The organism is Pantoea sp. X-Soil-TKNS-1279 (assembly GCF_059730565.1).
The window spans coordinates 2,930,759-2,942,809 of sequence record NZ_AP035948.1; the positions used below are offsets into that span (position 1 = coordinate 2,930,759).

Genomic DNA, 12,051 nt, shown 5'->3' on the forward strand with positions numbered 1-12,051 from the left:
GGTTTGGGTGCTTATTTCCTGCGCAGATTACTGCTGATCATCCCCACCTTGTGGGCCATTATCACGCTCAACTTTTTTATCGTCCAAATCGCACCGGGTGGACCTGTGGATCAGGCGCTGGCGAATATTCAGTTTGGTCACAGTAGTGGGATACCCGGCGCGCCAGCCGGCGACAGTGGCGGAGCGCGTGGTGCGCTAAGCCGTGATAATCCCGGCGATAGTCAGTATCGCGGCGCACGCGGCCTTGACCCTGAAGTGATTGCCGAGATCAAAAAGCGCTACGGTTTCGATAAGCCGATGTGGCAACGCTATGTGGAGATGCTGTGGAATTACGTGCGCTTCGATTTTGGCGACAGCCTGTTCCGCAGTTCGTCGGTGCTTCAGTTAATCAAAGAAAGTTTGCCGGTCTCCATCAGCCTTGGGTTATGGAGCACGTTAATCATTTATCTGGTGTCCATTCCGCTCGGTATCAAGAAAGCGGTCCGTAACGGCAGCGCTTTTGATATCTGGAGCAGCAGCTTTATCATTATTGGTTACTCGATTCCGGCGTTTCTGTTCGGCGTGATTTTAATTGTGTTATTTGCCGGGGGCAGCTATCTCGACTGGTTCCCACTGCGCGGCCTGACATCACCCCAATTCGACAGCCTGCCGTGGTACGGCAAAATTACCGATTACCTGTGGCATATTACGCTGCCGGTGCTGGCGACGGTGATTGGCGGTTTTGCCACCCTGACCATGCTGACCAAAAACTCTTTTCTCGATGAAATCCGCAAACAATATGTAGTGACCGCACGCGCCAAGGGCCTTGATGAAAAACGCATCCTGTATGGCCATGTGTTCCGCAACGCCATGCTGTTGGTCATTGCCGGTTTTCCCGCCACGTTCATCAGCATGTTCTTCACCAGTTCGGTGCTGATTGAGGTGATGTTCTCCCTTAATGGCCTTGGTCTGTTGGGCTACGATGCCACCATCCAACGTGATTATCCGGTGATGTTTGGCACGTTGTATATTTTCACGCTGATTGGCCTGCTGATGAATATTCTCAGTGATTTGACCTACACCCTGGTCGATCCACGCATTGATTTTGAGGGTCGCTGATGCGCTTGTCCCCATTAAACCAGCAGCGCTGGCAGCGTTTTCGCCACAATCGACGGGGTTACTGGTCGCTGTGGATTTTCCTGATTATTTTCCTGCTGTCGCTGGGTGCCGAGTTACTGGCTAACGATAAACCGTTGCTGGTGCATTATCAGCAGCGCTGGTATGTTCCGCTGCTGTTTAACTACAGCGAAAGCGATTATGGCGGGGATTTTTCGACCCCGGCGGATTATCAGGACCCGTGGCTGAAACAACGCCTTGCTCAACAAGGCTGGGCCATTTGGGCACCGATTCGTTTCAGTGACAGCACCATCAACTTTGCAACCAATGTCCCCTTCCCTTCTCCTCCATCGACGCAGAACTGGCTCGGCACCGATGCTAACGGCGGCGATGTGTTGGCCCGCCTGTTGTATGGCACGCGGATTTCGTTGCTGTTTGGTCTGCTGCTGACGCTGTTCTCCAGCGTGATTGGCATCGTGGTCGGCGCGGTGCAGGGGTATTTCGGCGGACGCGTCGATTTAGTCGGGCAGCGCTTGATTGAAGTGTGGTCCGGCATGCCATCGTTGTTTTTATTAATCTTACTTTCCAGCGTCATTCAGCCGGGTTTCTGGTGGCTGTTGCTGGTGACGGTGGTGTTTGGCTGGATGAGTCTGGTCAGCGTGGTCCGGGCAGAATTTCTACGCACCCGCAACTTTGACTATATTCGTGCAGCACGCGCGCTGGGCGTCAGTGACAGCCGCATTATGTTGCGCCATATGCTACCTAACGCGATGGTCGCCACCTTAACCTTTTTGCCCTTTATTCTGTGCGGGTCGATCACCACGCTGACCTCACTCGATTTCCTTGGCTTTGGTCTGCCGGTGGGTTCACCGTCGCTGGGCGAGCTGCTGTTGCAGGGTAAGAATAATTTGCAGGCGCCGTGGCTCGGGTTATCGGGCTTTTTTGCGTTGGCCATTTTGCTGTCGCTGCTGATTTTTATTGGTGAAGCGGTACGCGATGCCTTTGATCCAAGCCGGGGGAGCTAAATGAGCAACTTACTGACCGTCAATCACCTCGCTGTTGCGTTTCAACAACGTACCGTGGTGGAGGATATTTCGCTGCGCATTGATGCGGGTGAAACCCTGGCGTTGGTCGGCGAATCCGGTTCTGGGAAAAGTGTCACCGCGCTGTCGATTATGCGCTTGCTGCCGCAGCCGCCGGTCAGCTATCCACAGGGCGAGATTCTGTTTAATGGGCAGAACCTGTTGCAGGCCAACGAACGCACGTTGCGTGGCTTGCGCGGCAACCAGATGGCGATGATTTTCCAGGAGCCAATGGTATCGCTCAATCCGCTGCACAGCGTAGAAAAGCAGTTGTATGAGGTGCTGTCGCTGCATCGGGGGATGCGGCGTGAAGCGGCACGGGCGGAGATCCTTAGCTGCCTTGATCGTGTTGGCATCCGCCAGGCCGCCACGCGTTTGCAGGATTTCCCTCATCAACTCTCCGGCGGTGAACGCCAGCGCGTCATGATTGCGATGGCGCTGCTGACTCAACCAAAATTGCTGATTGCCGATGAGCCAACCACCGCACTGGATGTCACGGTACAGGCGCAGATCCTGCAACTGCTGCGCGAGTTGCAACGCGAGTTGAATATGGGGATGCTGTTTATCACCCACAACCTCAACATTGTGCGTCAGCTGGCACATAGCGTCACCGTGATGCGCAATGGCCGGGAAGTCGAACATAACCGCTGCGCTGCGCTGTTCAACCAGCCACAGCACGCCTATACCCGAGAATTGCTGGCAGCGGAGCCAGATGGCAGGCCCGCCCCTCTCAGCGACACTCTCCCGCTGTTGCAGGTAAAGAATCTGCATGTCGGCTTTCCGGTGCGCCGTGGCCTGCTAAAACGTACCGTGGCGGAGAAAACGGCGGTGCAGGATCTGAGTTTTACCTTGCGGCGCGGCGAAAGTCTTGGTCTGGTGGGTGAGTCCGGCTCCGGCAAAAGCACCACCGGGCTGGCACTGCTGCGCCTGATTGCGGCGCGTGGGGAAATCTGGTTCGATAATCAACCGTTGCATCAGTTGTCAGCGAAGCAGTTGTTACCGTTGCGGGAAAAAATTCAGGTGGTGTTTCAGGATCCTAACTCGTCACTTAACCCACGGATGACGGTGCAGCAGATTATCGCCGAAGGCCTGGCAGTACATCGCCCCTCTCTCAGCGCCGCCGAGCAGGAAGCCAAAGTGATAGCGGTAATGGAGGAGGTCGGACTGGATGCGGCAAGCCGTACACGCTATCCGGCTGAATTTTCCGGCGGCCAGCGTCAGCGCATTGCTATTGCGCGGGCGTTAATTCTTGAGCCACAACTGATGGTGTTGGATGAGCCGACCTCATCACTCGATCGCTCGGTGCAAAAACAGATACTTAGCCTGCTACGTCGTTTACAGCAACAACATCAGCTGGCTTATCTGTTTATCAGCCACGATTTGCAGGTGGTGCGCGCCCTGTGCCATCAGCTGATTGTGCTGCGCCAGGGAGAGGTGGTGGAGCAAGGTGAATGTGATGCGCTATTTGATGCGCCACAGCAGGAATATACGCGGCAGCTGTTGGCATCCGCGCAGGTTGAAAGCCTGATTTAATGACCGTCAAAGGTTTCCGCGATGGCGACACCCTGATTCTTCAGGCAGCAATTCGTGGCGCTTTCGTCACCACGCTGGATCAACAGGCAGGGCTGCCCTTCACATTGGGCGATCTTGCACTCAACCTGAATCTGCGCCAGCGTATCCTGCAACTGACGCAGAATCTCCATTGCCGGATGGCCGTCGTGGCTAAGCAGGCGTAACGCCACCAGATCCTGGTCATTTTCAGCATCGGCAGATTCCTGGCGCTCAATCTCACCAGCATGATCAAGCGACCAGCGGTAATGTTGCGGCAGACGATGCACAACGGAAAGTTGCAGCATAGATACGTAATCCCCAGAGACGTTAACGTTATTCACAACGAACGGCGCACACGCAGTGAATCCTTTTTCCTGGTTAACTCAGAATACGGACGTCAAGGTTAGCCTTCTCGTTTTAAACACAAAGCATGTAGCAGAGTTATTATTTGCGAGTTTGCTCGCATTTATCGCTATATGTACCCTGTTCGGCGGCAGTTAACAATCATTTTAGACGCAATAACGTTACTTTTTTACTTATTAATTTTCACAATATGGAAACATTACAAACAGAAAAGGTATTACATAAACCGTAGCGACGTGATTTATCGCGCAAATTGCAGAACAGCGCGATAAATCGCGCTGCTACGAGTTGGAGGAAGTTAACAGGTCAGGCGCTGGCGTGGCGGGGTCGTGAAGCGTAACTGAACAACGCAATTGAAACGGTGGCGCACAGCGCGATAGTCGCCACCATCGGCCAGGCGCTACTGACATTGATCATTGACAACAATGCCCCAACCAGCGCACCGACACCGAAACGTAAGGTGCCCGCCAACGAGGATGCCGTGCCAGCCATATGTGGAAACTCATCCAGCACCACCGCCATCGCGTTGGAAGATACCGTTGAGACGCAGCCGATAAACATCGCTACTCCCAGTACCAGCGGCAGAAAACCGAGGTTAAGCGCGCTCACCACCAGCAGCCAAATCCCCATGCAGAACTGGATTAGCAGACCAATGCGAAACATGGCCAGTGGCCCAAAGCGGCGCACGGCACGGCTGTTGATCAACGTCATCACAAACAGGAACACCACGTTGAGGCCAAAGTAGTAACCAAAATTCTGCGGCGAGACGTGGTTCACCTCGATGTAAACAAAGGGACCGGCATTGAGGAAAGCAAACAATCCGGCAAAGGAGAATCCGCTCGCCAGCATATAGCTGAAGGCACGTTTATGGCGGAACAATGCGACAAAATTCCCCAGCGTGGTACGCAGGTGAAAACGCTGGCGCTGCTCCGGTTTTAGCGTCTCGCGGATTTGCGTGACCACCAGCACCGTGGTGACAATAGCGGCAATCGACAGTGTCCAGAAGATGGCGTGCCAGCTCCATAACAGCAACAACCAGCCGCCGATAATCGGTGCCATCAAGGGGGCAATGGTGGTGATCAGCATCACGAACGACATCATGCGCGAGAAATCCTCTTTCGAGTAGCTGTCACGCATCAGGGCGTTTATCACCACACTGGCCGCCGCAGCTGACAGCCCGTGCAGAAAACGCATGAAGATCAGTTGATCAATAGTTTGCGACAACGCACATGCCGCCGCCGCACAGGCAAAAATCAAGGTGCCAAGGGCAATCACCGGTTTACGGCCATAGCTGTCGGCCAGTGGACCATACACCAACTGACCAATCGCAAAGCCGAAGATATACAGGTTTAACGTCATCTGTACGCTGCCAGACGAAACAGCAAACTGGCGGGCAATTTGCGGCATAGCGGGCAGATACATGTCGATGGAAAGCGGCATCAGCATCGCCAGCAATCCGAGAATAACCACTAACCCGACCGGTGAATTCTTTTCCTTTGGCACCACATGCTCCCGCTATTTTTGCTGTTTTAATTCGTCAGGTAAGCCAATGCTGGCAACTTCTTCTTCAGTCAATTCACGGTACTCACCTTCCGCAAGCTCCGCATCAAGCACAATTTCGCCAATGCGTTCACGGTGCAGCGTCACCACATGGTTACCTATCGCGGCAAACATGCGTTTTACCTGGTGATAACGTCCTTCGCTGATGGTCAGCAACGCTTCCTGCGGGCCAACAATTTCCAGCGTAGCCGGTTTAGTCAGATCTTTTTCATTGTGCAGTTGCACGCCGGTGGCAAACTTTTCTACCAGAGCCGGATCTATCGGCAACTCCACGCCAACACGATAGGTTTTTTCGCAGTGATGACGCGGTGAAGTAATACGATGCGACCACTGGCCGTCATCCGTCAGCAGCACCAGACCGGTGGTATCGATATCCAGACGCCCTGCCGCATGCAGCTTCCCAACCATTGGCTCTTCAATAAAGAACAGAATGGTCGGGTGATCCGGATCATCGGTGGAACAAACATAACCCTGTGGCTTGTTTAACATGAAATAACGCGGGCCGTGCTGCTGCACCAGTGGATTGCCGTCGTATTCGACTTCGTCATCCGGCAACACTTTATAGGCGGTGTCGCGTACCACTTCGCCATTGATGGTGATTTTTTTCGCGCGGATTTCACGCGCGGCAATGGCACGGCTGATTTCCAGTTGCTGAGATATGAATTTGTCGAGTCGCATGAATTCGCTTTGCCTGTTTACTGCGGAGGGAAACTGAAACGGTGTTTTTATCCGTTGAAAATGTGAGGGCAGTATAGCCTGAACCTTCGGCGGCTAACAGAGCTGATCCTGCGTTTCACGCCCTTTCATGGCATAATGCGCGCCCGTTTCAGAAAAAAGTTTTTTCCGATGTCCTTCACCCTGCGCCCCTATCAACAAGAGGCGGTTAATGCGACCATCGCGCACTTCCGCCAGCATGCTTCGCCCGCCGTCATTGTGCTGCCTACCGGTGCGGGCAAAAGCCTGGTCATCGCCGAGCTGGCCCGACTGGCGCGTGGACGGGTGCTGGTGCTGGCACATGTCAAAGAACTGGTGGAGCAGAACCACAGCAAATATCAGGCATACGGCCTGGAGGCTGACATCTTCGCCGCCGGTCTGCAACGCAAACAAAGTGAACGCAAAGTGGTGTTTGGCAGCGTACAGTCGGTGGCGCGCAACCTTGACCGCTTCGATAGCGCCTTTTCACTGGTGATCGTCGATGAATGTCACCGCATCAGTGACCAGAGTGAAAGCCAGTATCAGCAACTCTTGAGCCATCTGCGCCAACATAACCCACAACTCCGTCTGCTGGGGTTGACGGCCACGCCTTTCCGCCTCGGTAAGGGTTGGATCTATCAGTTTCATTATCACGGCATGGTGCGCGGCGATAACCATGCCTTGTTTCGCGACTGCATCTACGAATTACCGTTGCGTTATATGATCAAGCACGGTTTTCTGGTGCCACCTGAGCGGCTGGATATGCCGGTGGTGCAATATGATTTCAGTCGCCTGATTCCGCAAAACAATGGCCTGTTCAGCGAAGCTGATCTGAATCGCGAGCTGAAGCAACAACAACGCGTCACGCCGCATATCATCCAGCAGATCGTGGAATTTGCCGAGGATCGACGCGGGGTGATGATTTTTGCCGCCACCGTCGAACATGCGCGGGAAGTGCTGACGTTATTGCCGGAGGATAGCGCGCTGGTTTCGGCAGAAACCGCCGTGAAAGAGCGCGATCGGCTGATTAACGCCTTTAAAGCACAGCAACTGAAATATCTGGTCAATGTTGCGGTGCTGACCACCGGATTTGATGCTCCCCATGTCGATCTGATCGCCATCCTGCGTCCGACCGAATCAGTCAGCCTGTATCAACAGATTGTCGGGCGCGGTCTGCGGCTTGCCCCCGGTAAAACCGATTGCCTGATCCTCGATTACGCTGGCAACCCGCATGATCTTTTTACGCCAGAAGTCGGTGCGCCAAAAGGTGCCAGTGACAACCAACCCGTGCAGGTGTTTTGTCCGGCCTGCGGCTTCGCCAACACCTTCTGGGGCAAAGCCACCGCCGATGGCCATGTGATTGAGCATTTTGGTCGCCGCTGCCAGGGAGTACTGGAAGATGACGACGGCGCACGCGAACAATGCGATTACCGTTTCCGCTTTAAAAGCTGCCCGGATTGTGGTGCGGAAAACGATATAGCTGCGCGCCGCTGTCACCAGTGTGACAAGGTGTTGGTCGATCCCGACGATATGCTGAAAGCGGCGCTGAAGCTGAAAGATGCCCGGGTATTACGCTGTGGCGGTATGACGCTGACGCAAGGACGAGACGAGAAAGGCGAATGGTTAAAGGCCACCTACTACGATGAAGATGGGCTGGATGTAAGTGAGCGCTTCCGTCTGCATACGCCCGCACAGCGCAAAGCCTTTGAGCAACTGTTTATGCGCCCGCATCAGCGCGCGCCTGGCGTACCGCTGGGATGGCAGACCGCCGCTGATGTGGTGGCGTTGCAGCCGTTATTGCGCCACCCTGATTTTGTCGTCGCGCGCGCGAAAGGCCATTTCTGGCAAGTTCGCGAAAAGGTGTTTGATTATCAGGGGCGTTATCGCCGCGCCAATGAGCTGCGATAAGCCACGGAATCATTTGCCCGGCGCCGGGATAGCGGCTATAATGCCGCCCGCTTTTGCATCCGCAAGAGCGTTTGAATAATCGTCCTGTTGCTGGGTCGCCTGTAGCAGGAATCAACGAAGAGACATTAAGATGTTCACTATCAACGCAGAAGCACGTAAAGAGCAGGGTAAGGGTGCGAGCCGCCGCCTGCGCCACGCTAACAAGTTCCCGGCCATCGTTTACGGAGGAACTGAAGCACCGGTTTCTATCGAACTGGATCACGATGCAATCATGAACATGCAGACTAAAGAAGGTTTTTACTCTGAAGTTCTGACCATCGTTGTTGACGGTAAAGAAACCAAGGTTAAAGTTCAGGCTGTACAGCGTCACCCGTTCAAGCCGAAACTGCACCACATCGACTTCGTTCGCGCTTAATCGCCTGACGAGTTGAAGAAAAAACGCCGCATTTGCGGCGTTTTTTTATGGGCGAAAATCAGTTGCCGCCAGTGCGACGTTGTAACTGATCGCGCAGATTCGGCGGTGTCCCTTTAATCGTCAGCGTATCGGTCGCCGGATCCCAGAAAATACGTTCGCCCAGCAGCATGGCATCGAAATTCAGGGTTAAGCCGCCGCCGCTGCCGGCAAACTTAGTCAGCTGACGCAACGTGCTACGGTCGGCCGGAAAATGCTCTTCCAGTTCGTAGCCCTGTTCCTGGGTAAATGCCTGGAACGTCTTCTCGCCCAGTGGCGGCAGTTCGCTGGATAGATCTTCCAGCGCAATCTCCTCACCGGCCTGGAGCTGATCGTTGCAGTAGCTGTAGACCTGCTGACGATAATTCTGGCGCTCGTTTTTATCCAGATTCGATTCCGCGCAATAATCATCAACCGCCTGCAACAAGCCACGGTTCTGCGCTTTGGTATCGAGGCCCACGCTGGCACCGAGAAAATCCATAAAGAAGTCAGCGACTTTACGCCCTACCCGCCCGCGTAAAAACGTCAAATAACGGGTAGACTCCGGGTTGGTTTCCCATTCGGTGAGATCAATACGCGCCACAATATCCGCATGATTGATATCAAGATAATGGGTGCTGCTGATGTCCAGTTGTTCGTTAACACGCATGCTGGACTGGCTGTTAAGCACCGCCACCAGCAAATATTCCACCGCCAGATAACGATAATGAATAAACAGAACGATACCGCCTTCAGCAAAGGTATATTTGCTCAGTTCATCGCGCAGACGACCGGTCGCCGCCCGACTGAAGGCCAGAAAGTCATCTTCTCCTTTGCGGCAGTTACGCAGCGCAGCGGCCAGTTCGCTCTCTTCATCGAATAACCCATAGGCTTTGTTTTTCGCGCTATAAACCCGGTGTAACTCTTCTGCCATCTCTTCCACCGCTTTGGTGGCAGGCAGCAGGGTATCGCGCAGCACCAGCTCCAGCTGGTTTTCATCACGTTTGACTAACTGATGCAGGGCGATCTGGTCGATATCCAGACTCATGATAGACTCTCCTTTAAGCTCAGGCGCGTATTCAAACACCGCCCGCCGCGGCTTTCAACTCCATGCACAACACGAACATTTCGCTTTCGATAAAATTGCGGAAAAAATCGCGTTGTTACGGTAATATACCGCCTTTTGATACTTGATTAGTCGACGATATGCCACAATCATCCCGTTACAGTGACGAACGCGTGGAGAAACTCCTCGCGCAACTGGCACAGGTTCTTGAAAAAGACAAAGCGCCAACCGACCTTTCCCTGATGGTGCTGGGAAATATGGTAACCAATTTGATCAACACCAGTGTCTCTCCGGCGCAGCGCCGTAGCCTGGCGCGATCTTTTGCCGATGCATTGCAGGCGTCGGTTCGCGATGACAACGCCCATTAATTTGCAGATTTGACCTTATAATATGGTAACCAACCGGCAGCGCTACCGTGAAAAAGTCTCCCAGATGATCAGCTGGGGGCATTGGTTTGCCCTGTTTAATATTATCTTCGCGTTAATTTTAGGCAGCCGCTACCTGTTGGTTTCCGACTGGCCCGCGTCGCTGGCTGGTCGTATCTATGCCTACAGCAGCTGGATTGGCCACTTTAGCTTCCTGGTGTTTGCTGGCTATCTGCTGATAATTTTCCCCCTCACCTTCGTGGTGATGTCGCAACGGCTGCTGAGATTTCTGTCGGCCATTATCGCGACGGCGGGCCTGACGCTGATTATGGTCGACAGTGCGGTGTTCAATCGCTTCCATCTCCACCTCAATCCGGTGGTGTGGGAACTGGTGATTAACCCCGACCAGAGTGAGATGGCGCGTGACTGGCAGCTGATGTTTATCGGTGTGCCGATCATATTTCTGGTGGAGATGCTGTTCGCCACCTGGAGCTGGCAGAAACTGCGCAGCCTCAATCGACGCTCATTCGGCAAGCCGCTGGCGGCGTTGTTTATCTCAGCCTTCTTCGCCAGCCATCTGCTGTATATCTGGGCCGATGCCAATTTCTATCGCCCTATCACCATGCAGCGCGCGAACCTGCCACTTTCTTATCCGATGACCGCAAGACGTTTCCTTGAACGCCACGGCCTGTTGGATGCACAGGAATATCAGCGTCGTCTGGTGCAACAAGGTGATCCTGAAGCCCTCTCGGTTCAATATCCGCTGAGCGACATTACTTTCCGCGATGGCGGTACACGGCATAACTTGCTGGTGCTGACGGTTAACGGCCTTAACAACGCTACGGTAGAGAAAGCCCTGCCGTCGCTTAATCAGTTTGCCAGCGACAATGTGCGTTTCACGCAGCACTTCAGCGCGGGCAACCAGGCTGAAAAAGGCCTGTTTGGCCTGTTCTACGGCATCTCATCCAGCTATATGGATGGCGTGTTGGCGGCGCGTATGCCTTCCGCGTTACTCAGCGCCCTGAATAGCCAGGGTTATCAGTTCGGTCTGTTCTCGTCCGATGGCTTTAATCAGCCGTTGTATCGCCAGGCATTGCTGGCCGATTACTCGCTGCCAACGATGGAGAGTCAGACCAATAGCGCTACGGTTACCCAATGGCAAAACTGGCTGAATGGGCAGAAAGACAATAATGCCCCGTGGTTCTCCTGGATCGCGTTGAACGGCATTACCGTGAATGGCGACAGTGTTAAAGCGCGCCAGCGCAGTTATCTGCGTCAGGCCGCTGGCGTTGACAGCCAAATCGCCGCTGTGCTGCAAACTTTGCAGGAGCGCGATTTGTTGAAAAATACCGTTGTGGTGATTACCGCCCAGCATGCGATTGCGCTGGATGGTGATGATGACAATCCAGGTAACCGTGCGACGCTTCAGGTACCGCTGGTGGTGCACTGGCCTAATACGCCTGCACAAACTATCGATCGCCTGACCGATCAGCAGGATGTGATGGCAACATTGATGCAGCGTCTGTTGCATGTGCGTACCAATCCGGTGAACTACTCTCAGGGTGAAGATCTTTTTGCCGCGCAACGCAATCATAATTGGGTGGCGAGCAGTGAAGATGGCAGACTGGTAGTCACTACCCCTGAAACAACCCTGGTGCTGAACAACAACGGCAGCTATTACGCTTATGATGCGCAGGGAAAAGTCCTCAGGGACCATAAACCTGAACTGGCATTGCTGTTGCAGGTGCTGACGGAACAGAAGCGTTTCATCGCAAACTGATTAATTATGAGGCAGTTAAATCCCGTGCATCTTGCAATCGTGCGCGGAAACGTTACTATATGCCTCCACGTTCGGCACGTAGCGCAGCCTGGTAGCGCACTGTCATGGGGTGTCAGGGGTCGGAGGTTCAAATCCTCTCGTGCCGACCAAAATTCCCA

11 protein-coding genes and 1 tRNA gene are annotated in these 12,051 nt (G+C 53.9%); 8 read left to right on the forward strand and 4 right to left on the reverse strand.

Annotated elements, in window-relative coordinates; all coding sequences use genetic code 11:
• Nucleotides 1–3 precede the first annotated feature (3 nt).
• The 3 genes from AC6I8N_RS13705 to yejF are packed head-to-tail and all read left to right on the forward strand — an operon-like array spanning nt 4 to nt 3,710.
• Complete coding sequence (locus AC6I8N_RS13705; RefSeq protein WP_208723951.1) at nt 4–1,098, forward strand: microcin C ABC transporter permease YejB; 1,095 nt, start codon at nt 4–6, stop codon at nt 1,096–1,098.
• Complete coding sequence (locus AC6I8N_RS13710; protein WP_021185019.1) at nt 1,098–2,120, forward strand: ABC transporter permease; 1,023 nt, start codon at nt 1,098–1,100, stop codon at nt 2,118–2,120. The genes AC6I8N_RS13705 and AC6I8N_RS13710 overlap by 1 nt, the downstream gene beginning before the upstream one ends.
• A complete protein-coding gene (gene yejF / locus AC6I8N_RS13715; protein ID WP_497829286.1) occupies nt 2,121–3,710 on the forward strand; it encodes a microcin C ABC transporter ATP-binding protein YejF in 1,590 nt (529 codons plus the stop codon).
• Here yejF and AC6I8N_RS13720 read toward each other — a convergent pair.
• The 3 genes from AC6I8N_RS13720 to rsuA all read right to left on the reverse strand — a co-directional run bounded on the left by AC6I8N_RS13720 (nt 3,707) and on the right by rsuA (nt 6,329).
• Nucleotides 3,707–4,033: a YejG family protein gene (locus tag AC6I8N_RS13720; protein ID WP_021185021.1), complete on the reverse strand. Its 327-nt coding sequence runs from the start codon at nt 4,031–4,033 to the stop codon at nt 3,707–3,709. The two genes, yejF and AC6I8N_RS13720, sit on opposite strands and share 4 nt — an antisense overlap.
• Nucleotides 4,034–4,397: 364 nt before the next feature.
• Nucleotides 4,398–5,594 (reverse strand): Bcr/CflA family multidrug efflux MFS transporter, encoded by a 1,197-nt coding sequence (locus AC6I8N_RS13725; protein WP_497829287.1) that lies wholly within the window; start codon nt 5,592–5,594, stop codon nt 4,398–4,400.
• A gap of 12 nt (nt 5,595–5,606) precedes the next feature.
• Nucleotides 5,607–6,329, reverse strand: a complete 723-nt coding sequence (rsuA, locus tag AC6I8N_RS13730; RefSeq protein ID WP_497829288.1) for a 16S rRNA pseudouridine(516) synthase RsuA — start codon at nt 6,327–6,329, stop codon at nt 5,607–5,609.
• Nucleotides 6,330–6,497: 168 nt separating this feature from the next.
• On the opposite strand from rsuA, the gene radD reads away from it, so the two are divergent.
• Complete coding sequence (gene radD, locus AC6I8N_RS13735) at nt 6,498–8,252, forward strand: DNA repair helicase RadD (protein ID WP_497829289.1); 1,755 nt, start codon at nt 6,498–6,500, stop codon at nt 8,250–8,252.
• 130 nt (nt 8,253–8,382) lie between these two features.
• Nucleotides 8,383–8,667: a 50S ribosomal protein L25 gene (gene rplY / locus AC6I8N_RS13740; RefSeq protein ID WP_497829290.1), complete on the forward strand. Its 285-nt coding sequence runs from the start codon at nt 8,383–8,385 to the stop codon at nt 8,665–8,667.
• A 58-nt stretch (nt 8,668–8,725) separates the two neighbouring features.
• Here the strand turns inward: rplY and yejK are convergent, their stop codons facing one another.
• Nucleotides 8,726–9,730 (reverse strand): nucleoid-associated protein YejK, encoded by a 1,005-nt coding sequence (gene yejK / locus AC6I8N_RS13745; RefSeq protein ID WP_021185025.1) that lies wholly within the window; start codon nt 9,728–9,730, stop codon nt 8,726–8,728.
• A 158-nt stretch (nt 9,731–9,888) separates the two neighbouring features.
• On the opposite strand from yejK, the gene AC6I8N_RS13750 reads away from it, so the two are divergent.
• The 3 genes from AC6I8N_RS13750 (at nt 9,889) to AC6I8N_RS13760 (ending at nt 12,042) form a co-directional block, all read left to right on the forward strand.
• Complete coding sequence (locus AC6I8N_RS13750; protein ID WP_021185026.1) at nt 9,889–10,116, forward strand: YejL family protein; 228 nt, start codon at nt 9,889–9,891, stop codon at nt 10,114–10,116.
• 22 nt (nt 10,117–10,138) lie between these two features.
• Entirely contained in the window at nt 10,139–11,893 is a 1,755-nt protein-coding gene (gene yejM / locus AC6I8N_RS13755; protein ID WP_497829291.1) for an LPS biosynthesis-modulating metalloenzyme YejM, read from the forward strand.
• A 72-nt stretch (nt 11,894–11,965) separates the two neighbouring features.
• Nucleotides 11,966–12,042, forward strand: a tRNA-Pro gene (locus AC6I8N_RS13760).
• Nucleotides 12,043–12,051: the final 9 nt, after the last annotated feature.